21 protein-coding genes are annotated in these 21,190 nt (G+C 74.8%); 12 read left to right on the plus strand and 9 right to left on the minus strand.

Annotation, left to right across the window (positions count from 1 at the left end):
• The 4 genes from LPU43_RS13485 to LPU43_RS13500 all read left to right on the plus strand — a co-directional run.
• On the plus strand, positions 1–1,913 hold a 1,913-nt coding region (locus LPU43_RS13485; RefSeq protein WP_229400723.1), incomplete at its 5' end, for a PD-(D/E)XK nuclease family protein.
• A gap of 251 nt (positions 1,914–2,164) precedes the next feature.
• Complete coding sequence (locus LPU43_RS13490; protein ID WP_007072850.1) at positions 2,165–2,368, plus strand: cold-shock protein; 204 nt, start codon at positions 2,165–2,167, stop codon at positions 2,366–2,368.
• Positions 2,369–2,568: 200 nt separating this feature from the next.
• Positions 2,569–3,969: a DEAD/DEAH box helicase gene (locus LPU43_RS13495; protein ID WP_229400724.1), complete on the plus strand. Its 1,401-nt coding sequence runs from the start codon at positions 2,569–2,571 to the stop codon at positions 3,967–3,969.
• Between the two features lie 178 nt (positions 3,970–4,147).
• The gene (locus LPU43_RS13500) at positions 4,148–4,369 is read left to right on the plus strand and encodes a hypothetical protein (protein ID WP_229400725.1); all 222 of its coding nucleotides are present in this window, start codon (positions 4,148–4,150) and stop codon (positions 4,367–4,369) included.
• 78 nt (positions 4,370–4,447) lie between these two features.
• On the opposite strand, the gene LPU43_RS13505 is transcribed toward LPU43_RS13500, so the two are convergent.
• Genes LPU43_RS13505 through LPU43_RS13520 form a run of 4 tightly spaced genes read right to left on the minus strand, consistent with a single transcriptional unit; the run spans position 4,448 to position 7,631 of the window.
• A complete protein-coding gene (locus LPU43_RS13505; protein ID WP_229400726.1) occupies positions 4,448–4,924 on the minus strand; it encodes an RrF2 family transcriptional regulator in 477 nt (158 codons plus the stop codon).
• 1 nt (position 4,925) lies between these two features.
• Entirely contained in the window at positions 4,926–5,804 is an 879-nt protein-coding gene (locus LPU43_RS13510) for an ABC transporter permease (protein ID WP_229400727.1), read from the minus strand.
• Positions 5,794–6,573 (minus strand): ABC transporter ATP-binding protein, encoded by a 780-nt coding sequence (locus LPU43_RS13515; protein WP_229400728.1) that lies wholly within the window; start codon positions 6,571–6,573, stop codon positions 5,794–5,796. The genes LPU43_RS13510 and LPU43_RS13515 overlap by 11 nt, the downstream gene beginning before the upstream one ends.
• A complete protein-coding gene (locus LPU43_RS13520) occupies positions 6,570–7,631 on the minus strand; it encodes an ABC transporter substrate-binding protein (protein ID WP_229400729.1) in 1,062 nt (353 codons plus the stop codon). Before LPU43_RS13520 ends, LPU43_RS13515 begins: the two co-directional genes overlap by 4 nt.
• Before the next feature lie 183 nt (positions 7,632–7,814).
• Here LPU43_RS13520 and LPU43_RS13525 point away from each other — a divergent pair, with 183 nt between their 5' ends.
• Genes LPU43_RS13525 through nudC form a run of 4 tightly spaced genes read left to right on the plus strand, consistent with a single transcriptional unit; the run spans position 7,815 to position 12,597 of the window.
• The gene (locus LPU43_RS13525; protein WP_229400730.1) at positions 7,815–8,900 is read left to right on the plus strand and encodes an LLM class flavin-dependent oxidoreductase; all 1,086 of its coding nucleotides are present in this window, start codon (positions 7,815–7,817) and stop codon (positions 8,898–8,900) included.
• Between the two features lie 54 nt (positions 8,901–8,954).
• Positions 8,955–10,265, plus strand: coding sequence for a M16 family metallopeptidase (locus LPU43_RS13530; protein WP_229400731.1), 1,311 nt, complete (start codon positions 8,955–8,957; stop codon positions 10,263–10,265).
• 20 nt (positions 10,266–10,285) lie between these two features.
• Entirely contained in the window at positions 10,286–11,623 is a 1,338-nt protein-coding gene (locus tag LPU43_RS13535) for a M16 family metallopeptidase (protein ID WP_373321703.1), read from the plus strand.
• The gene (gene nudC, locus LPU43_RS13540; protein WP_229400732.1) at positions 11,620–12,597 is read left to right on the plus strand and encodes an NAD(+) diphosphatase; all 978 of its coding nucleotides are present in this window, start codon (positions 11,620–11,622) and stop codon (positions 12,595–12,597) included. The genes LPU43_RS13535 and nudC overlap by 4 nt, the downstream gene beginning before the upstream one ends.
• Before the next feature lie 192 nt (positions 12,598–12,789).
• On the opposite strand, the gene LPU43_RS13545 is transcribed toward nudC, so the two are convergent.
• The 3 genes from LPU43_RS13545 to LPU43_RS13555 form a co-directional block, all read right to left on the minus strand.
• A complete protein-coding gene (locus LPU43_RS13545) occupies positions 12,790–13,059 on the minus strand; it encodes a hypothetical protein (RefSeq protein ID WP_229400733.1) in 270 nt (89 codons plus the stop codon).
• A gap of 210 nt (positions 13,060–13,269) precedes the next feature.
• Entirely contained in the window at positions 13,270–13,509 is a 240-nt protein-coding gene (locus tag LPU43_RS13550) for a DUF397 domain-containing protein (RefSeq protein WP_229400734.1), read from the minus strand.
• A gap of 69 nt (positions 13,510–13,578) precedes the next feature.
• Positions 13,579–14,556 carry a helix-turn-helix domain-containing protein gene (locus LPU43_RS13555; RefSeq protein WP_229400735.1) on the minus strand — a complete coding sequence of 326 codons (978 nt, stop codon included), beginning with the start codon at positions 14,554–14,556 and terminating at the stop codon, positions 13,579–13,581.
• A gap of 135 nt (positions 14,557–14,691) precedes the next feature.
• Between LPU43_RS13555 and LPU43_RS13560 the strand changes: the two genes are divergently transcribed.
• Positions 14,692–16,044, plus strand: coding sequence for an MFS transporter (locus LPU43_RS13560; protein WP_229400736.1), 1,353 nt, complete (start codon positions 14,692–14,694; stop codon positions 16,042–16,044).
• A 44-nt stretch (positions 16,045–16,088) separates the two neighbouring features.
• Here the strand turns inward: LPU43_RS13560 and LPU43_RS13565 are convergent, their stop codons facing one another.
• A complete protein-coding gene (locus tag LPU43_RS13565) occupies positions 16,089–16,331 on the minus strand; it encodes a mycoredoxin (protein ID WP_229400769.1) in 243 nt (80 codons plus the stop codon).
• An 87-nt stretch (positions 16,332–16,418) separates the two neighbouring features.
• Here LPU43_RS13565 and LPU43_RS13570 point away from each other — a divergent pair, with 87 nt between their 5' ends.
• From LPU43_RS13570 to LPU43_RS13580, 3 genes are all read left to right on the plus strand, one after another.
• On the plus strand, positions 16,419–18,644 hold the full coding sequence (locus LPU43_RS13570; RefSeq protein ID WP_229400737.1) for an ATP-dependent DNA helicase UvrD2: 2,226 nt from the start codon (positions 16,419–16,421) through the stop codon (positions 18,642–18,644).
• A 127-nt stretch (positions 18,645–18,771) separates the two neighbouring features.
• Positions 18,772–19,026: a hypothetical protein gene (locus tag LPU43_RS13575; protein WP_229400738.1), complete on the plus strand. Its 255-nt coding sequence runs from the start codon at positions 18,772–18,774 to the stop codon at positions 19,024–19,026.
• A gap of 131 nt (positions 19,027–19,157) precedes the next feature.
• Positions 19,158–19,523, plus strand: a complete 366-nt coding sequence (locus tag LPU43_RS13580; protein WP_229400739.1) for a WhiB family transcriptional regulator — start codon at positions 19,158–19,160, stop codon at positions 19,521–19,523.
• Between the two features lie 303 nt (positions 19,524–19,826).
• Here LPU43_RS13580 and LPU43_RS13585 read toward each other — a convergent pair whose 3' ends face one another.
• Complete coding sequence (locus tag LPU43_RS13585) at positions 19,827–21,158, minus strand: ABC1 kinase family protein (RefSeq protein ID WP_229400740.1); 1,332 nt, start codon at positions 21,156–21,158, stop codon at positions 19,827–19,829.
• Between the last annotated feature and the right edge of the window lie 32 nt (positions 21,159–21,190).

Raw genomic sequence — 21,190 nt, forward strand, 5'->3', positions numbered from 1 at the left:
CCGCCCAGCGCCGCCGGCTCGCCGCCGACGAGGGGCCGGAGATCGCCGTGGACCTGCTCGACGAGGCCACGCTCGTGGAGGCGCTGGCCGACCTCGGGCCGGCGCAGGCGTACTCGGCGGAGGGGCACGCGCGGCTGCGCGCGTACGGGGAGGAGCTGGCCCTGCTCCGCTACCGGCTGGACCAGACGCTGCCGGAGCTGATCGCGGACGTCGAGCGGACGATCGGCCTGGACGTGGAGGTGGCGGTGCGGGCGGGCCGGGACGGCACGGGCGACGCCGGCCTCGCCCGGGGCCACCTGGACGCCCTGGGTGACGTGGCCGCCCGGTTCAGCGGGGAGTCCCCGGCGGCGACCCTGTCGGGCTTCCTGGCCTACCTCGCCGCCGCCGAGGACGAGGAGCGCGGCCTCGCCCCGGGCGAGGTGGAGGTGGTGGAGGGCGCGGTGCAGATCCTCACCGCGCACGCCGCGAAGGGCCTGGAGTGGGACGTGGTGGCCGTCGCCGGCCTGAGCCGGGGCGGGTGGCCGGGGGCGGTGCGCAACTCCGACCACTGGCTGGGCGGGCTGGGGGTGCTGCCGTTCCCGCTGCGCGGGGACGCCGACGGGCTGCCGGAGCTGGGCCTGGTTGACGCCGCCGACCAGCGCGCGGTGGCCCGGGCGCTGGCCGAGTTCACCGACGCCTGGCGGGCGCACGACGAGCGGGAGGAGCGCCGGCTGGCGTACGTGGCGGTGACCCGGCCGCGCCGGCTGCTGCTCTGCTCCGGGTACTGGTGGGGGGAGGGCACGAAGCGCCCGCGCGGGCCGTCGGTGTTCCTGCGCGAGGTGCACGACGCGTGCCTCGACGGCGGCGACGGGCACCTGGTGGACCGCTGGGCCCCGGAGCCGGCCGGGGACGCCACCAACCCGACCACGGAGGTGGTGCTGCGGGCCGAATGGCCGGCCGACCCGCTGGGCGGCCGGCGGCCGGCGCTGGCGGAGGCCGCGGCGCTGGTCCGCCGCCTCCTCGCCGCCGACGACCCGGCCGCCGACGATCCGACCGCCGACGATCCGACCGCCGACGATCCGACCGCCGACGACCCGACCGCCGACGACCCGGCCGGGGACGACCCGACCGGGGACGACCCGACCGGGGACGACCCGGCCGCCGCCGATCCAACCGGGGACGGGGCGGAGCCGGGGGCCGGAGCCGTGGAGCCGGGGGCCGTGGACCCGGAGGTGGCGCGCTGGCGGCGGGAGGCCGACCTGCTCCTCGCCGAGCGGGCCGAGCTGGCCGCCGGGGCGGGCCCGGTCGAGGTCAGCCTGCCGGGGCAGCTCTCGGTGACCCAGCTCGTGGCGCTGCGCCGCGACCCCGAGGGGCTGGCCCGCGCCCTGCGCCGCCCGATGCCCGCCGCGCCGAACCCGTACGCCCGGCGGGGCACCGCCTTCCACGCCTGGCTGGAGCAGCGGTTCGGCGCGGACCGGCTGCTCGACGTGGACGAGCTGCCCGGGGCGGCCGACGCCGACGCCGCGCCCGACGAGGCGCTGGCCGAACTCCAGGCGCGCTTCCTGGCCGGCGAGTGGGCCGACCGGGTGCCGGTGGAGGTGGAGGTGCCGTTCGCCACGGTGATCGCCGGGCTGGTGGTGCGCGGCCGGATGGACGCGGTCTTCGCCCGGCCGGGGGGCCGGTTCGACGTGGTCGACTGGAAGACCGGGCGGCAGCCGGTCGGCGCGGAGGCCGAGGCGGCGGCGGTGCAGCTCGCCGTCTACCGGCTGGCCTGGGCCGAGCTGGCCGGGGTGCCGGTCGACCGGGTGGGCGCGGCGTTCTACCACGTGCGCGACGGCGTGACCGTCCGCCCGGCGGACCTGCTCGACGCCGACGGCCTCACCGCGCTCATCACGGGGGTGCCGGAGGCCCCGCCGCGCCCGACGCGCGGATGAGAAATCCGGCATGGCGGCGGTGGCGGGCGGATTTCCGTGGTAGGTTGCAGGGGTTGCAGTTTTGGTTACCAGAGACTCTGTGTGCGCCTGGCGGGATTGTGGCCCCAGGCGCTCTTTGTTGTGTCCGGAGTTCTCCGGGCGGGGCGACCAGAAGCGACAAGTGGACCGCGCAAACCGGGCGCGGCCCACTCCTCCCTCTTCGGGTCCGCAACAGGTGCGGATCCGAACGTTCCGTCAAGGAGACAGAACACATGGCAATTGGCACCGTCAAGTGGTTCAACGCTGACAAGGGCTTCGGCTTCATCACCCCGGACGGCGGCGGCGCCGACGTCTTCGCCCACTTCTCGGCGATCCAGTCCTCCGGCTACCGGAGCCTGGACGAGAACCAGCGGGTCGAGTTCGAGATCACCCAGGGCCAGAAGGGCCCGCAGGCGGAGAACATCCGCCCGCTCTGATCTTCGGCGACACCGCTCTTCGTAGCACCCGTCGCGCCCTTCGGGCGTGACGACGCGGCCGGCCCGTCCCGTGAGGCGGCGGGCCGGCCGCGTACCCATCTTCGGTTCGTGCTTGTGAGTCCCGGCGGACGCGTCCGCCGGTCGACAGCGCCCCCATGGCGCCCTTCCTCGACACGTGCCGCGTCGAGGAAGGCTTCTGCATGACCACCGTCGTTCCCTCTTTCTCCACCACGGGCCTGGCGCCGGCGCTGCTGGCCGAGCTGACCGCCCAGGGCATCACCGAGCCGTTCCCGATCCAGGCGGCGACGCTGCCGGACTCGCTGGCCGGCCGGGACGTGCTCGGCCGGGGCCGGACCGGATCGGGCAAGACCCTCGCCTTCGGGCTGCCGCTGCTGCACCGCACCGCCGGCCGGCGGGCCCGCCCCGGGCGTCCGCTGGCGCTGGTGCTGGTACCGACCCGGGAACTGGCCCAGCAGGTGACCACCGCGCTCGCCCCGTACGCTCGGGTGCTCGGGCTGCGCGTCGCCACCGTGGTCGGCGGCCTGTCGCTGCAACGCCAGGCGGACGCGCTGCGCTCCGGCGCGGAGGTCGTCGTGGCCACCCCCGGCCGGCTGCACGACCTGATCAACCGGGGCGACGCCCGGCTCGACCAGGTGGCCGTGACCGTCCTGGACGAGGCCGACCAGATGGCCGACATGGGCTTCCTCCCGCAGGTCACCAAGCTGCTGGAGCAGGTGGCCGGCGACGGCCAGCGGATGCTCTTCTCCGCCACCCTGGACGGCGGCGTGGACCGGCTCGTCCGCCGGTTCCTCACCGACCCGGTGTCGCACTCCGTCGACCCGGGCACCGCCACGGTGACCGCGATGACCCACCACGTGCTGCACGTCGACGCGGAGGACAAGCCGGGCACCTTGACCCGGATCGCCGCCCGCGAGGGCCGCACCATCCTGTTCATGGGCACCAAGCACCGCGCCGACCGGGTGGCCCGCCAACTGCTGGCCAAGGGCGTGCGCGCCGCCGCCCTGCACGGCGGCAAGTCCCAGCCGCAGCGCACCCGCATCCTGGAGCAGTTCCGCACCGGCCAGGTCACCGCGCTGGTCGCCACCGACGTGGCGGCCCGGGGCATCCACGTCGACGGCCTCGACATGGTGGTCAACGTCGACCCGCCGACCGAGGCGAAGGACTACCTGCACCGGGGCGGGCGCACCGCGCGGGCCGGCGAGTCGGGGACCGTGGTCACCCTCGTCCTGCCCGAGCAGCGCCGGGAGGTGTCCCGGCTGATGTCCACGGCCGGCATCCGGCCGCAGACCACCCAGGTCCGTCCCGGCGACGACGCGGCGCTGGCCCGGGTCACCGGCGCGCGGGAGCCGTCCGGCGTCCCGGTGACCATCGCCGTGCCGGCGCAGGAGCGGCCCGCCGGGGGCCGGGGGGCGCGGTCCGGCCGCGCCGCCGGCGCCGCCCACGGCACGCCCGCGACCGGGGGTGCGCCCCGCGCGGCCGGCGCCGCCGGGACCGCGGACGGGGCGGGAGCGGAGGGTCGCCGCCCCGGCCACCGCGCCTCGGGGCGCTCGCGTCGCCCGCGTCGCCCCCGCACCGCCTGACGGCTCCCCCGACCGGCCGCCCGGGCGCGTCGAACGGGTGCGCGACCCCGCCGACTGAGTCGATAATCAGACGGACGCGGGTCCGGTCGCCGGCCGTTCCCACTCGCCTGGGGGAAGATGCTTGCCTTGGGGGGAACAACGGGCCGGTGGGAACCGGCCCGTCGGGGGAGGCGAGACGATGACGGGCGATGCCGGGTCGGGAGCGCTGCGCGAATTGTTGATGGTGCTGGCGGTCGCGGTCGCGGGGCTGCTGCTGGCCACGGTCGCGGCCTTCTCGCCGTGGCGTCCCGCCCGGAGCTGGCAGCCCCCCGCGGGGGTGGTGGGGCTGCACAACCCGGACGGCGCCGACGTCGGCCTCACCGGCACGGTCGCCGAGGCGGAGGAGCCGTCCGCCGGCTGAACGTCCGGCTCGGCGGCGGCCGGCCCGACGCTCCGGCTCCCCGCTGGGGGTGGCCGGACCGCCAACCCGGCTCGCCGCTCAGCGGCGGACGGAGCGGTCCTCGGCGAGGAGGTCGGCGAGGGTCGTCCGGTCGACCACCAGGGCGATCGCCCCGTCGACCGCCAGCCACACGTCGCGCAGGCCGGTGGCCACGCCGTGGTAGCCGGCGACCTCCGCCGGCAGGCCGCGCACCGAGGTGAGCGACCCGCCGACCGCGCGGAGGACGTCGCCGACGCTGATCTCGGTGGCCGGCCGGGCCAGGGCGTAGCCGCCGTCGGTGCCCCGGTGGCTGAACAGCAGCCCGGCCCGCCGCAGGTCGAGCAGGATGCCCTGGAGGAAACTCAGCGGGATGGACTGGCTCTCGGCCAGCGCCGCCGCCTTGACCAGCTCGCCGCCGGGCTCGCCGCTGCCCGCCCTCGGCGCGGGGTCGGCGTGGTCCCCGTCCGGCCCGGTACAACCGGCGGCGACGGCGAGCATGGCCCGGAGCGCGTAGTCGCTGCGCGCGGAGACGTACACGTCACTGCCCGGCCTGGTCCAGCACGCCCCAGCGCCGCCGGATCGCCTTGTCCGCGGCCCCGAACGCGGTGTCGACGCCCAGCCCCACGATGAGGACCACGATCATCGTGGCGAGCAGCCACGGCGCGTCGGCCAGCTCCCGGGCGTACGTGAGCTGCGCGCCGAGCGAGGTCTGCGAGATGCCCACCACGATCAGCTCGCCGGCCATCAGGCTGCGCCAGGAGAACGCCCAGCCCTGCTTGAGCCCGGCGACGATGGCGGGCAGCGCGGCCGGCGCGATGACGTACCGGTAGAGGTTCATCCCGCGTGCGCCGAGGTTGCGCCCGGCCCGTTGCAGCAGCGGCGGCACGTAGTCGACGCCGCTGATCACGCCGTTGGCGATGGACGGGGCCGCGCCGAGCACCACGACGAAGAAGATCGCCTTCTCGCTCAGCTCGAACAGCAGGATCGCCAGCGGGAACCAGGCGATCGACGGCATCGTCTGCAACGCGGTGATCATCGAGCCGATGGCCGCCCGGAGCACCCGGAACCGGGCGACGGCGAGCCCGAGCAGCAGGCCGACGCCGACGGAGAAGACGTACCCGAGCGCCGCGCGGCGCAGGGTGGTCGCCAGCCCGTCCCAGAGCTGCGGCGCGCCGGCCTGGCGCAGCAGCTCCCGGCCGACGGTGCCGGGGCCGGGCAGCGAGTACGGCGGCCAGACCTCGGCCCACACCACCGCCTGCCAGGCGGCGACGGCGATGGCGAGCGCGGCCAGCTTGGGCCAGGTCGCCGCCCAGATCGTCGCGGCGCGGCTGGTCGTCTTCTGCTGCCCCGCGATCTCCAGCGCGTCGAGCCCGGAGATCTCGGCGTCGGCGCGGCCGGCGAGGGTGTCACTGGCCATGGCGGCCCACCTCCGTACGGAGCCGGTCGGTGACCTCGCCGGCGATGGACGCGATCTCCGGGGAGTCGATGCGTCGCGGCCGGGGCACGTCGACCCGGGTGGAGTAGATGATCCGGCCGGGCCGGCTGGAGAGCAGGATGATCCGGTCGGCCAGCCGCGCCGCCTCCCGGACGTTGTGGGTCACGAAGAGCACGGTGAGCTTGCGCTCGGCCCAGATCCGCTCCAGCTCGTCGTGCAGGATGTCCCGGGTCATCGCGTCGAGCGCGCCGAACGGCTCGTCCATCAGCAGCACCGGGGTGTCCAGGGCGAGGGTGCGGGCCAGCGCGACCCGCTGCCGCATCCCGCCGGAGAGCTGGTGCGGTCGCTTGCGCCCGAAGTCGGCCAGGTGCACCGTGCGCAGCAGCTCGGCGATGCGCTCCCGGCGCTGGGCCCGGGGGAGCCGGCGCAGCTTGAGCGGCACGTCGACGTTGCCCTCGACGGTGAGCCAGGGGAACAGGGCGGACTCCTGGAACATCAGCCCCGGGTTGACCCCGTCGCCGAGCTCGATCTGCCCGCCGCTGACCCGGTCCAGGCCGGCCACCAGGTTGAGCAGGGTGCTCTTGCCGCAGCCGGAGGCGCCGACGAGGCAGACGAACTCGCCGGGGGCGACGTCGAGGGTGACCCCGTCCAGGGCTAGGACGGCGTTCTCGCCCTGCCCGTACACCTTGGTCACGCCGCGCAGCGCGACCGAGCCGGTCGCGCCGCGCGGTGTCGTCGTGGTCGACGTCATGGTTGGGCGACCTCGGGCTTGCCCTGCGCCTTGAGCACCCCGTTGAGGTACGTCAGGTCGTAGAGGCCGTCCAGGCTGACCGGCTGGGTCAGCTCGACGGCGACGGCGTGGTCGAGGCCGGTCTTCAGCGACGAGGCGATCGGGTCGTTGGTGAACAGCAGCGTCGGCCACGCCTGCTTGATCAGCTTCACGTCCAGCGGCTTGCCGGTGAGCTTGCCGATGTGGTCCGAGATGGCCTGGTGGGACTCGTCGGCCCGGGTGTTGACGAACTCGTTGGCCGCGACCTGCCCCTCGACCAGCTTGCGCACCACGTCGGGGTGGGCCTTGAGGAACTTGGTGGAGACGATCAGGTTGGTGATGACGAACTGCTTGTTCGGCCACAGGTCGCGCTCGTCGACGAGTACCTTGCCGCCGGCGTTGACCAGCCGGGAGACGAACGGCTCGGGCACCCACGCGCCGTCGACCGCCCCGCTGTTGAAGGTCTCGATGGTCTGCGCGTTCTCCTGGGGGATCACCTTGACGTCGCCGCCGCCCTCCTTCGTGGCGGTCAGGCCCTTCTCCTTGAGCCAGTAGCGCAGCGCCACGTCCTGCGTGTTGCCGAGCTGCGGGGTGGCGATCTTCTTGCCCTTGAGCTGCTCGACCGAGGTGATGCCGGGCTTGACCACGAGCGCGACGCCGCCGGACGCCGCGCCGGAGACGACCCGGACCGCCTCGCCCTTGGACTTGGAGTGGGCGTTCACCGTCGGGTTCGGCCCGATGTACGTGGCGTCGAGCGCGCCGGAGAAGATCGCCTCGATGGCGGCCGGGCCGGCGTTGAAGGTCTTCGTCTCCAGCTTGGCGCTGTCGCCGAGCTTCTCGGCGAAGATGCCCTTCTCCACCCCGACGACGGCCGGGGCGTGGGTGATGTTGGGGAAGTAGCCCAGCCGCAGCGTCACCGGGCCGGAGCTGCCCGATCCCGCGTCGTCCTCGCCGCAGGCGGCGGTGAGGCCCAGGGTCGCCACGCCCACCGCGGCGAGGGCGGCCAGGGAGGCCGTCCGACGGAAGGGGAGCCGTCTCATCGTCTATCCAATCCGCAGTATTCCTACTTAGTTGGTAGGAACAGTGGCGGCGCTTGCGGGCGGCGTCAAGGAGCGTCCACATCGCGGGATTCGCGCTCGTTATTATTCCCGGTTTTCCTACCTTCTTGGTAGGTTCTCCGGCAGCTCTCGCCCGGTCGGCGAGCGCTACGAGAGGCGGTCGGCGTGTCATTCCACTGGTTCCTTCCCACCTCCGGCGACGGGCGTCAGGTCGGTGCCGCCACGGTCACCGCCGGCGCGGCCCGCCACGACCGGGCCGCCACCGTCGACTACCTCGCCGAGGTGGCCCGGGCCGCCGAGGCGGCCGGGTTCGCCGCCCTGCTCACCCCCGTCGGCTCCGGCTGCCCCGACCCGTGGATCGTCTGCGCCGCGGTCGCCCAGCGCACCGACCGGATCGGGATGCTGGTCGCCGTGCGGGCCGGGTTCGCGCTGCCCACCCTCATCGCCCAGCAGGCCGAGGCGTTCCAGGCGGTCTCCGGCGGGCGGCTCGCGCTCAACGTCGTCACCGGCGGCGACCCGGCCGAGCAGCGGGCGTACGGGGACTTCCTGGACCACGACGCCCGCTACGCGCGCACCCGGGAGTTCCTCCAGGTGCTGCGCCGGGCCTGGCGGGGCGGGCCGTTCGACTTCGCCGGCGAGCACTACCGGGTCACCGGCGGCGGCCTGGCCGCCCCGCTCGCCGCCCCGCCCCCGCTCTACTTCGGCGGCGCCTCCCCGGCCGCCGAGGCGGTCGCCGCCGAGCAGGCCGACACCTACCTCATGTGGGGCGAGCCGCCGGCCGCCGTCGCCGCCCGGGTGGCCCGGGTCCGCGCCCTGGCCGCGCGCCGGGGGCGGACCCTGCGCACCGGGATCCGGCTGCACGTCATCGCCCGGCCCACCGCGGCCGAGGCGTGGGCGGAGACGGACCGGCTGCTGGCCGGGATGAGCCCCGAGCGGATCGCCGCCGCCCAGGCGCGCTTCGCCCGCATGGACTCCGTCGGCCAGGCCCGGATGGCCGCCCTGCACGGCGGCAGCGCCGACGGGCTGACCGTCGCCCCGAACCTGTGGGCCGGCGTCGGCCTGGTCCGCGAGGGCGCCGGCACCGCGCTCGTCGGCAGCTACGCCGAGGTCGCGGCCCGCATCGACGAGTACGCCGCGCTCGGCGTCGACGAGTTCGTCCTCTCCGGCTGGCCGCACCGCGAGGAGGCCGAACGGGTCGGCGCGGAGGTGCTGCCCCGGGTCGGCGCGGCGGTGCCGGTCCCGGTGGCCTGACCCGCCTGCGGGAGGTCGCCGCTGCCGGCGGCGGCGACGCGCTAGGGTCGACCCGTGGCGGCGCGGAGATCGAGAATTCCAGCGACGAAGTACCCGGTCGAGCGGTTCACCCTCGACAACGGCCTGCGGGTGGTCCTCACGCCCGACCGCAGCGCCCCGGTGATCGGGGTGGCGGTCGTGTACGACGTCGGCATCCGCTCCGAGCCGGAGGGGCGCACCGGCTTCGCCCACCTCTTCGAGCACCTGATGTTCCAGGGCTCGGAGAACCTGGAGAAGCTGGCCCACTTCCGGCACGTGCAGGGGGCGGGCGGCACCTTCAACGGCTCCACCCACCACGACTACACCGACTACTTCGAGACCCTGCCGAGCAACGCCCTGGAGCGGGCGCTGTTCCTGGAGGCCGACCGGATGCGCGGCCCCCGGCTGACCGAGGAGAACCTGCGCAACCAGGTCGACGTGGTCAAGGAGGAGATCCGGGTCAACGTGCTGAGCCGGCCGTACGGCGGGTTCCCCTGGCTGACCCTGCCGCCGGTCATGTTCGACACGTTCCCGAACGCGCACGACGGCTACGGCTCCTTCGACGACCTGGAGTCGGCCACCGTCGCCGACGCGGCCGACTTCTTCCGCCGTTACTACGCCAGCGGCAACGCCGTGCTCGCGGTCAGCGGCGACATCGACGTGGCCGAGGCGACGGAGCTGGTCGAGCGGCACTTCGGCGACGTGCCGGCCCGCCCCGCCCCCGACCGCCCCGACTTCGCCGAGCCCGACCTGACCGCCGAGCGGCGTGAGCGGTACACGGACGCGCTGGCCCCGCTGCCCGCCGTGGCCGCCGCCTGGCGGGTGCCCGACCCGGTCACCGACTTCGCCAACTACCTGCCGTACGTGGTGCTCGCCGAGGTGCTCACCGACGGCGACGCGTCCCGGCTGGTCGAGCGGCTGGTCCAGCGGGACCGGACGGTCACCAGCCTCGGCGGGTACGTGGGCTTCATGGGCGACCCGTTCGACGTGCGCGACCCCACCGCCCTGCTGCTCCAGGCGCACCTGCCGCCCGGCGGGGACGTGGACAGGGTGCTGCGCACGGTGGACGAGGAACTGGACCGGCTCGCCACCGACGGCCCGACCGACGGCGAACTGGCCCGCACCCAGGCCCGGATGGCCACCCACCTGCTGCGCGACACCGACGCCGTGCTCGGCCGGGCCCTGCGGATGGCGGTGCTGGAGCAGCAGCGCGGCGAGCCGGGCCTGCTCAACGAGCTGCCCCGGCTGGTCGGCGAGGTCACCGACGAGCAGGTCCGCGCCGCCGCCGCCACCCTGCGACCCCAGCGCCGCGCGTCGGTCGAGGTCGTCCCGGGGGCCGGCCGATGAGTGAGACGGAGAGAGGCGAGATGACGGTGACCGTGCAACCGCGACCGGTGCCGCCGCTCGGCCCGAACCGCCGGCTCAAGGTGCCGAAGCAGGCCGAGCGGCGGCTCGGCAACGGGCTCACCGTCATCGCGGTGCGCCGGCCGGCCGTACCCCTGGTGGAGCTGCGGCTGTGGATGCCCACCGGGCGGACCCACCTGGCGCGGGGCACGATGCTCGCCCAGACCATGCTCTCCGGCACGGAGTCGATGACGAGCGTGCGGATCGCCGCCGAGCTCCAGGCGGTGGGCGGCGGGCTCTCCGCCGGCATCGACCCGGACCGGCTGATGCTCTCCGGCGCGAGCCTGGTCACCGGGCTGGACCGGATGCTGGAGATCATGGCCGACGTGCTGACCGGGGCCACCTACCCGAACGGGGAGGTCGCCACCGAGCGGGACCGGCTGGTCGACCGCATCCAGGTGGCGCAGAGCCAGCCGGCCCACCTGGCCCGCACCGCCATGCTGCGGCGGATCTACGGCACGCACCCGTACGCGGCGCAGACCCCGGAGCCGGAGCAGGTCCGGGCGGTCCGCCCGGCGGCGCTGCGGAAGCTGCACGCCGAGCGGGTGCATCCGGGCGACGCCGTGCTGGTGCTGGTCGGCGACGTGCAGCCGGAGCGGGCGCTGGACGCCGCCGAGAAGGCGCTGTCGGGCTGGACCGGCGCCGGTCGCACCGGCGAGCTGCCGCCCGCCCCGCCGCTGGAGCCCGGCCCGCTGCTGCTGGTCGACCGGCCCGGGTCGGTCCAGTCGTCGCTGCGCGTGGCGCTGCCGGCGGTGCCGCGCACCCACCCGGACCACGCCGCGCTGCAACTGGCCAACCTGATCTTCGGCGGCTACTTCTCCTCCCGCTGGGTGGAGAACATCCGCGAGGACAAGGGCTACACGTACGGGCCGCACTCGCTGGTCGAGCACTCGGTCGCCGGGTCGGTGCTGATCGCCGCCGCCGAGGTGGCCACCGAGGTCACCGGCCCGGCGCTGCTGGAGACGACGTACGAGCTGGGCCGGCTGGCCACCGTGCCCCCGAAGCCGGAGGAGCTGGAGCAGGCCCGCCAGTACGCCCTCGGCACCCTCCAGCTCGGCATGTCCACCCAGGCCGGGCTGGCGTCGCTGACCAGCGCGTACGCCGGCAGCGGCCTGCGCCTGGACTTCCTGGCCGAGTACGCTGCCCGGCTGGCGAAGGCCGGCGTCGACGACGTGGCCGAGGTGGCCCGGCGCTACCTGGCCCCGGCGGGCGCGGTCACCGTGGTGCTCGGCGACGCCGAGCGGATCGCGCCCGCGCTGAGCGCCCTGGGCCCGGTCCGCACCGAGCCGGCCCGCCCGTGACCGCCGCCGCCGGACCGGCCGGTGGCGGGCGCGGCGAGGCCGCCCCGCCGCTGGCGCGCTCCCTGCTGGACCGGGCGGCCTTCCGGCGCACCGACCCGCAGTGGCTCGCCGAGGCGTGGGAGCGGGCCCGGGTGCTGGTGCTCGACTCGGAGAGCGACGGCCGGGCCCTGGTGCGGGGCGAGGGCAACCCGCCGGAGCTGGTGTTGGTCGGCTCCGGGGAGCTGCCCGAGGTGCCCCGTTCGGTTCCGATGTTCCTCGGCGTCGAGCCGGACGACGTGCCCGTCTTCGCGGTGGACGGCGTGCTGCCCGACCTGTCCGGCGCGCGGGCGGTGCGCCTGCTGGAGGTCGGCCACCTGCTGACCGACCGGGACGCCGGCATCTTCACCACCGCGCTGGCGCTGACCAACTGGCACGTCCGGCACGGCTACTCCTCGGCCACCGGCGAGCCGACGCGGGTGGACGAGGCGGGCTGGTCCCGCGTCGACCCGGGCGGGGACCGGGCCTGGCCGCGCACCGACCCGGCCATGATCGTGCTGGTGCACGACGGGGCGGCCGGCCCGGAGGGGCGCTGCCTGCTCGGCAACAACGCCGCCTGGCCCCGGGACGCCGAAGCGCGCCGCTACTCCTGCTTCGCCGGCTTCGTCGAGCCGGGCGAGTCGGCGGAGGCCGCCGTGCTGCGCGAGGTCGGCGAGGAGGTCGGCGTCGGCGTCGAACAGATCGCGTACGCGGGCAGCCAGTCCTGGCCGTTCCCCGGCTCGCTGATGCTCGGCTTCCTCGCCGTCGCCGACCCGGAGCAGCCGGTGCGGACGGACCCGGCCGAGATCGCCCACGCCCGCTGGTTCACCCGGCGGGAGATCGGCGCGGCGCTGGCCGGGCGGCCGGTCGAGGTGGGGGAGGGGCACACGCTGGCCCTGCCCCCGCCGTCGTCGATCGCGCTCTTCCTGATCCACCGCTGGCTCGACGGCCACTGCTGACCGGGGCGTCGCGCGGTCGCGCGGAGGGTGGGCGTGGCCCCGCAGGGGGTGGACGCGGCCTGAAGCGGGTGGACGCGGCCCCGGCCCGGGACCGCCGTTGCCGCGACGGTGCCGGGCCGGGAACACGGGCCGTCCTGGTTGGACGCGGCGGGAACGGCGGGGAGCCGGTCCGGCAAGGACGGACGTCTGCCCTCAGCCCCCGGCGTCGGGACCGCCGGGGTGGGGAGCGGAGTCGTCGAGCGGCAGCACCTTGACCCGCTGCCGGCCGTAGCGGACCGCCCCCACGCAGGACAGGGCGCGGGCCAGCAGCAGGGCGGCCTCCCGGTCCTCGGCGTGCACCACCTGGCGGCGCGGCTCGGGGGCGGTGGTCTCGTCGCGCAGCCGCCCGCCGCCGGCCCAGGCGGCCGCGATGTCGATGTCGGCGGCGGCGCGGATGTCGGTGCGAACGATCAGGAAACGCATGGTGTCTCCGGGTGCGGCCGTGACGGACGGTACTCAGTGGAAGTTCCACGTCACTCTGTCGACATGCTACGCCCGGGCGGCGTCCCAGCAAGTGAAACCCGCCGATTGGTTCGGCGTGTCCCCCGATCGGATGACACCTGCTCGGCGGGCCTCTGGGCACGCACGTCGGGGCCGCCGGCGTTGCGCCGACGGCCCCGACCGGTCACCGGATCAGCTCAGGTCGAACTGACCTCTCTTTGTCCCGGCGATGAACCCCTGCCAGCCGGCCCGCTCGAACAGCAGCACGGGGCCGCCCCGGTCCTTGCTGTCACGCAGGGCGACCGCCGCCGGGCCGCCGCCGAGGGGGGCCACCTCCACGCAGTTGGAGGTCTGGCTGCGGGTGCTGGTCCGCCACGGGGCGCCGGCGAGCTGCCGGGCGAGCGCGGACGGCGTGTCGTGGATCTCGTGCATGGTCTGCTCCTGACTGGACTGCTCCGACGGGACGGGTGGCGCCGCGCCCCGGACGGAGCCGTCGGCGGATCACCGATCCGTGAGGCGTCCGGAGTGCCGGCGGCGTTGGGCCGGCGCCTTTGCCGCCCCTCGGGCCGCCGCGGACGGGCCTGCCGCCTCGGTCAGCCGCCCCGCCGCCTCGTAGAGCCAGGAGAGGGTGTCCGTCGCGGAGAGCGCCGCCGAGCGCAACCACTCGAAGGTCACTTTATAGGCATTTAGGGTGTTTACCTCGCTCGACATGACGTTGGTGAAGCCACCTTCGATGGCCAGCGTCTCCGGGTCGAGCGGGTCGGCGAACCGGTAGATCGAGAACGCCGTCGGTGGGAGGTACCAGTCGCCGACCGGGGCGTCGGCCGGCAACACGTGCAGGGTGACGTTGGGCAGCTCGGCCAGCTCGCAGAGCTGGGCGAGCTGCTCGCGCAGCACGTCGGGCGGACCCGCCCGGCGGCTCCACGCCGCGTCCTCCAGCACCGCCGTGTAACGCGGCCCGTCCTCGCGGCTCAGCAGCGACTGGCGGGCCACCCGGGCGGCCACCTCGTCGTCCGGCGTCTCGCCGTGCTCCGGCTCGCCTCCGCAGGACTCGACCCGGTGGGCCGAGACGATCCGCAGCCGGGCGTACCTGGGGGTCTGCAACAGCCCCGGGACCAGGACCGGATGGTATTCCAGGATCTCGGCGCAACCCGCCTCCAGCTCGGCGAAGCCGCGCTGCTGCCGGGTCATCACCGGGTACTTCCGCAGCCAGCCCCGCATGTCGCCGGCCTCGTCGGTGATGCCGAGGAGCTCGTCGCGCTGCGCCTCGTCGGCCCCGTAGAGGTCGAGCAGGGCCGAGACGTCCTCCGGGTCGGGACGGCTGCGGCCATTCTCCAGTCGGGACAGTTTGGACGCGGAGGCCCAGCCGACCCGGGTGATCACCTGGTCCCCGGTGAGGTTGGCGGCCTCGCGCAGTTTTCGCAGCTCGACGCCCAACCGGCGGCGCCTCATCAATGGGCTGGGTCCGGCAGGAGGCACGGTGTCCTCTTCTCCGTCGACCGTCGCGAGACGCGACGGTAACTGTATGAAAATCGCACCCCACGGTCAGTATGGACGGCGCGACCGACGCCGGAGGCTTCCGGCGGGGCGTGTCTCGCAGAAATGAGGAGCCCGATGCGCACCGTCCTGAGCCGCCCCGACTTCCGCCTGCTGTTCGGCGCGCTGCTGGCCAGCATGGCCGCCGAGTCGATCCTGCTGCTCGCCCTCGCGATCTGGGTGAAGGACCTGACCGGCTCGGACGGGCTGGCCGGGGCGACGATCTTCGCGATCATCGCCCCGATGGTCCTCGCGCCGCTGGTCGGCTGGGCGGTCGACCGCTACCCCCGGCGGCGCTTCTTCGTCGCCGTGAACCTCGCCACGGCGCTCCTGCTCACGCCGCTGTTCACCGTCTCCGGCAGCGACGACGTCTGGCTCATCTACGTGGTGGCCGGCCTCTACGGGCTGTCGTACCTGACGTTGAACGCCACGCTGGCCGGGCTGATCCGGGACCTGGTCCCCGTCGAGCTGCTCGCCGAGGCCAACGGGGCGCTCCAGACCGTGCGCCAGGGACTGCGGCTGGGCGGGCCGCTGGCCGGGGCCGCGCTCTACGCCGCCGTCGGCGGCTGGCTGCTCACCGCGCTGGCGATGACCGGGTTCGTCGTGGCCGCCGCCGTCGTCGCCCCGCTGCGCGCGCCCGGCGCCCCCGCCGCAGGGACCGGGCTGCGCTGGTCGGCCGAGCTGGGAGCCGGGCTGCGCCACCTGGCCGGCACCCCGGCGCTGCGCCGGGCGCTGCTCGGCTACGGGCTCGGCTCGCTGGTGATGGGCTTCACCGAGTCGCTGATCTTCGCGTACGTCGACCTGGGCCTGCGCCGCGACGCCGCCTTCGTCGGCGTGCTGGTGGCGGTGCAGGGCGTGGGTGGGCTCGTCGGCGGGCTGCTCTCGGCCTCGGTGGTGCGCCGCGTCGGGGAGGTCGGCACCCTGGCCGCCGGAGTGGTCCTGTTCGGGCCGGCCGCGCTCGCCCTGGCGTACCCGAATCTCTGGCTCGGCACCGCGGCGCTGCTGCTGGCGGGGCTCTCCCTCCCGCTGATCACGGTGGGCCTCAACACGCTGATCCAGCGGAGCACCCCGGCGGGACTGCTCGGCCGGGTGGCGGCGGCGTCGGAGGCCCTGGTCAGCGCCCCGCAGGCGCTCTCCATCGGGGCGGGCGCGCTGCTCGTCGGCGTGTTCGACTACCGGCTGCTGTTCGCGCTGGTCGGCCTGACCACCACGGCGGCGGGTCTCTTCCTCTGGCGGGGCCGCCACCACCCGGCCCCCGCCACGCCCGCCACCCCGCCGCTCACGCTCCGCATCCCCCACCCCCGCCAGCCACCCGCCCCCGCTCCCACGCCCGCCCCCGTCGCCCCGGGCGCGCCCGCCGCCCCCGGCGCGCTCACCACTCCCGCCGTGCCCGCGAATACGCGGAAAGAGTGGCCATTCCACGTGGAATGACCACTCTTTCCGGGAAACTGCGCGGGCCCCGCCCTGGGGAGGGGTCAGGAGGGGAGCGCGGCGAGGTGCTGCTTGACCTGGGTGATCGACGGGTTGGTCAGGGCGCTGCCGTCGGCGAAGCGCAGCGTCGGGACGGTCTGGTTGCCGCCGTTGACGCTCATCACGAAGTCCGCCGCCGCCGGGTCCTGCTCGATGTCGACCACCTGGTACGCGATGCCCTCCCGGTCGAGCTGCGACTTGAGCCGGTGGCAGTAGCCGCACCACGGGGTCGAGTACATCGTCAACATGATCAGGTCCTCCAAGATCTTCTGCCCGTCCGGGTCAGGCCAGGCTAACCGTTGCAACGCCAGGGCGAGCTGAGATGATTCCTCCCTGTGGGGGATCACCGCGCGTCCGAACGGGTGCTCGCCGGGCTGGACCCGGAGCAGCGCTCGGCGGTGACCGCCCCGGCCGGCCCGGTCTGCATCCTGGCCGGCGCCGGCACCGGCAAGACCCGCGCGGTGACCTCCCGGATCGCCCACCGCGCGCTCACCGGGGACATCTCCGCCCGGCACGTGCTCGCGGTCACCTTCACCGCTCGCGCCGCCGCCGAGATGCGCGCCCGGCTCACCGCGCTGGGGGTCTCCGGAGTGCAGGCGCGGACCTTCCACGCCGCCGCGCTGCGCCAGGTGCGGTACTTCGCCCCCCGGCTGTTGCAGGGGCGGGCCATGCCGGAGCTGCTGGACAGCAAGGCGCGGGTCGTCACGCTCGCCGCCGCCCGGGTGGGCCTGCGGGCCGACCGGGCCACCGCCCGGGACCTGGCCGGCGAGATCGAGTGGGCCAAGTCGTCCCTGGTCGAGCCCGGGGAGTACGTGGTCGCGGCGGCCAAGGCGCTACGGGACACCCCGTACGAGCCGGCGAAGGTGGCCGAGGTCTTCACCGCGTACGAGCGGCTCAAGCGGGCCAACGGTGTGATCGACTTCGAGGACATGCTGCGCGCCGCGGTCTGGGGCATCGAGGAGCACCCGGACGTCGCCGAGCAGGTGCGCAGCCAGTACCGGCACTTCGTGGTCGACGAGTACCAGGACGTCAACCCGTTGCAGCAGCGGCTGCTGGAGGCGTGGCTGGGCGGCCGGGACGACCTGACCGTGGTCGGCGACGCCAGCCAGACGATCTACTCGTTCACCGGGGCCACCTCGGCGTACCTGGTGGACTTCCCGCGTCGGCACCGCGCCGCCACCGTGGTCCGGCTGGTCCGGGACTACCGCTCCACCCCGCAGGTGGTGGGGCTGGCCAACGCGGTGATCTCCCAGGCCCGGGGCGCCGAGGCGCGGCTGCGGCTGGAGCTGAGCGGCCAGCGCCCGCCGGGCCCCGAGCCGGAGTTGAGGATCTTCACCGACGAGCCGGCCGAGGCCACCGCCGTGGCGGCCCGCTGCCGGGCCCTGGTTACCGCCGGCACCCCGGCCCGCGAGATCGCCGTGTTGTTCCGCACGAACGCCCAGTCCGAGGCGTACGAGAAGGCGCTCACCGAGGCCGAGGTGCCGTACGCGGTCCAGGGCGCGGAGCGGTTCTTCGAGCGCGCCGAGGTGCGGCAGGCGATGGTCGCGCTGCGGGCGGCCACCCGCTCGGTCCCCGGCGATACCCCGCTGCGGGACGCCGTGGTCGAGGGCCTGGCGGCGGTCGGCTGGGCCCCGGACGCCGCCCCGGCCGGCGGCGCGGCCCGGGAACGCTGGGAGGCCCTGGCCGCCCTGGTGCAGCTCGCGGAGGAGTTCGCGGCCTCACCGCCGGCGAGCGCGAGGAGTGAGCTTGCGAGCCCCGCAGTCGCGAGCGAAAGACTGGCAGAGCTGTCGATCGGGGAGGGTGCCGCCGTGGAGCGGCCGGCGACGCTGGCCGACTTCAACGACGAGCTGGCCCGCCGGGCCGCCCAGCAGCACGTGCCCACCGTCGAGGGGGTGACCCTGGCGTCGCTGCACTCGGCGAAGGGCCTGGAGTGGGACGCCGTCTTCCTCGTCGGGCTCTCCGAGGGCACCCTCCCCACCACGTACGCGAAGACGGCCGAGCAGGTCGAGGAGGAGCGCCGGCTGCTCTACGTCGGGATCACCCGGGCGCGGGAGTGGCTCTGGCTGTCGTACGCGGTGGCCCGCTCGCCGGGCGGACGGTCCCGGCGGCCGTCGCGCTTCCTGCCCCAGCTCGACCGCTCCGGCGGCGGCACGGAGCGGGCCGGTTCGGGCGCAGGTCCGGCGGCCCGCCGGGTCGAGCGCCGCCGCACTCAAATCGTCTCGTGCCGGATCTGCGGCGCGACCCTGCTCGCCGGCCCGGACCGCAAGCTCGGCCGCTGCCCGACCTGCCCCTCCGACATCGACGAGGACCTGCACGAGCGGCTGCGCGACTGGCGGGCCCGGGTGGCCGCCGCGCAGAAGGTCCCCGCGTACGTGGTCTTCACCGACGCCACCCTCACCGCGCTGGCGGAACGGCGGCCCGCCCGGCCCGAGGAGCTGATCGCGATCGCCGGCATCGGCCCCCGCAAGCTCGGCCTCTACGGGGAGCCGGTGCTGGCCCTCGTGGCGGGCGCGGCGGTCGAGGAAGTCTGCTCTGAGAAAACTTTGGAAATCGAGTCGTAAATTCGTTTGCTCTCGCCCCGGGACGAGGAATAGCCTCATGGCACACCTCGGGGAGCGGCACCATTCGGGCTGCTCAGCCGGGGTGCAGGCCCGGTCAACTTCGAGGCACGTCAGGGAGGTGGCACCAATGGAGATCTACACCTATGAGCGTCCGGCGGCGCTGTCCGCTGCCGTCGCCCCGCTGTCGGCCGTCCGGGTGGCCCTGGCCGCTCGGCCCTCGGCTTCGCAGGCGCACCAGGTTCGGGCTCAGGCCGAGCTGAACCCGACCGCCGTGCCGCTCACCGGAGTCAACGGGAGCAGTGGCTTCACGGGCATGGGCATCGCCGGCGCTGTCAAGCGCACGGATGCCCGCGGCGTTCCACCTCGAGGTAGACCGGTCTGATCACCAGACCACCGGCTCACCTCGAGGCCGCGGAACCCGCTACCGGGATCCGCGGCCTCAAATTTTTGCCCCGCCGAAGTACGTCGGAAATCCGATCCACGAGATCGAAGTGAGAGAGAGGTGACCGGGAGATGAGTCTGGCGTTGGCCCCCCTCGACGTGAGCGTCGAGCTGGAGGCGAACCTGCCCTGCCGGAAGTTCGACCCCGACCTGTGGTTCTCCGACTCGCCCGCCGAGCTCGAGCTGGCCAAGTCGCTCTGCGGGGACTGCCCGCTGCGCGTCGAGTGCCTCGCCGGCGCGGTCGAGCGGGCCGAGCCCTGGGGCGTCTGGGGCGGCGAGATCTTCGAGCGTGGCGCGGTCGTCCCGCGCAAGCGGCCCCGGGGCCGCCCGCGCAAGGAGGACGTCGCGCGTGACGCCGCGCTGAAGGTCGAGGCCGAGGCGCGCCTGGAGGCCAGTGGGCTGTCCCGGTCGCGTACCACCGTCCGGCTGGCTGCCTGACCCCCGATCCGCACGACCCGCCGGTGCCGAACCGGCCCGGTAAAACCAGAGAGAGCCGAGAACATGCTGCACATGCCGAACGGAATCGTCGAGATGCAACTACTGAACGAAGCGTTGTCCCGGGCCCGAATGCCCCGGCCTCAGGCCGGTCGCACCACCACGAGCACTGAGGCAACCCGCACCGCCCGTACCGTCGCGATGAACGGCCGCTCCCAGTCGGCCCGCGACCTGGGCGTCCTGTAACCGATCACGAACCGCGAGGGGCGGGGCGGCCGGCCGGCCGCCCCGCCCCTCGTCGTCGGGTCACCCCACCGGGGCGAAGCCCGGCAGCCAGCGCTCCAGGATCGACCGGTACGGCGCCTCGGCCTCCAGCTGGCAGAGCACACCGATCGAGCCGAGCGTCACCCGGTGGATCATCAGGTACGACGGCGGCAGGTTGAGCTGCCGGCTGAGCTGGTACGCGGGTGAGCGCGGGCTGGCCAGCCGGGTCGCCTCGGCCCGCAGCCAGGCCCGGGTGAAGCGGAACCGCTCCTCGGCGATGGGGGCCAGCATCGGCCGGAGGAAGTCCAGCACGGCCTGGGCGTCGATCGGCTCGGTGGCGCTGATGAAGCCCTCCCGGCGCAGCCCGTCGACCACGGCGTCCGCCTCGCCGCGCAACGCCAGCGCGGCCAGTCGCCCGATCGGCTCGGGCGTACCCTCCGGCATCCGGGCCACCCCGCCGAAGTCGATCACGCCGAGCCGGCCGTCCGGCAGCAGCCGGAAGTTGCCCGGGTGCGGGTCGGCGTGCAGCAGGCCGGCCCGGGCCGGCGCGGAGAGGTGCAGGATCGCCATGAGCCGCCCCGCCTCGTCGCGCTGCTCCCGGGTGCCCTCCCGGATGATGTCGGCCAGCGGGGTGCCCACGACCCACTCGGTGACCAGCACCCGGGGGGTCGCGGCGAGCACCGCCGGGACGAAGATCTCCTCGTCGTCGGCGTACGCGGCGGCGAAGGCCCGCTGCGACTCGGCCTCCAGCTCGTAGTCCAGCTCCTCGGTGATCCGCTCCCGCAGCTCGGCCAGCAGCGGCTTGACGTCGAGCCCCGGCTGGATCGCCCGGAACATGCCGCTCAGCCGGGAGAGCTGCCGGAGGTCGGCGAGCAGCGCCTCCCCGGCCCCCGGGTACTGGATCTTGACGGCCGCGTCGCGCGGCGGGCCGCCGTCCGGGTCCCGCCATACCGCCCGGTGCACTTGGCCGATGCTGGCCGCGGCGGCCGGGGAGTCGTCGAAGGAGTCGAAGTGGTCCCGCCAGCCCGGGCCGAGCTGCTCGGCGAGCACCCGGTGCACGGTGGCCACGGGCAGCGGCGGGGCCGCCTCCTGGAGCTTGGTGAGGGCCTGCCGGTAGGGGGCGGCGATCTCCTCCGGCAGGGCCGCCTCGAAGACCGACAACGCCTGGCCGAACTTCATCGCCCCGCCCTTGAGCTGGCCCAGCACGCTGAACAGTTGCTCGGCGGTGCGCTGCTGGATCTCGGCGGAGATGACGTCGGACGCCAACCCGGTGACGCGCTTGCCCATGCCGAGGACGGTCCGGCCGGCGAAGCCGAGCGGCAGAGCGGCGAGCTTGGCGGTCCGGGACACGGCCCGGCGCGGGATGTCGGTCACCCGGCCATTGTTACCGACTCGGCGGCCCTGCG

Origin of the sequence: Micromonospora okii (assembly GCF_020884795.1) — a bacterium.
GTDB lineage: Bacteria > Actinomycetota > Actinomycetes > Mycobacteriales > Micromonosporaceae > Micromonospora > Micromonospora okii.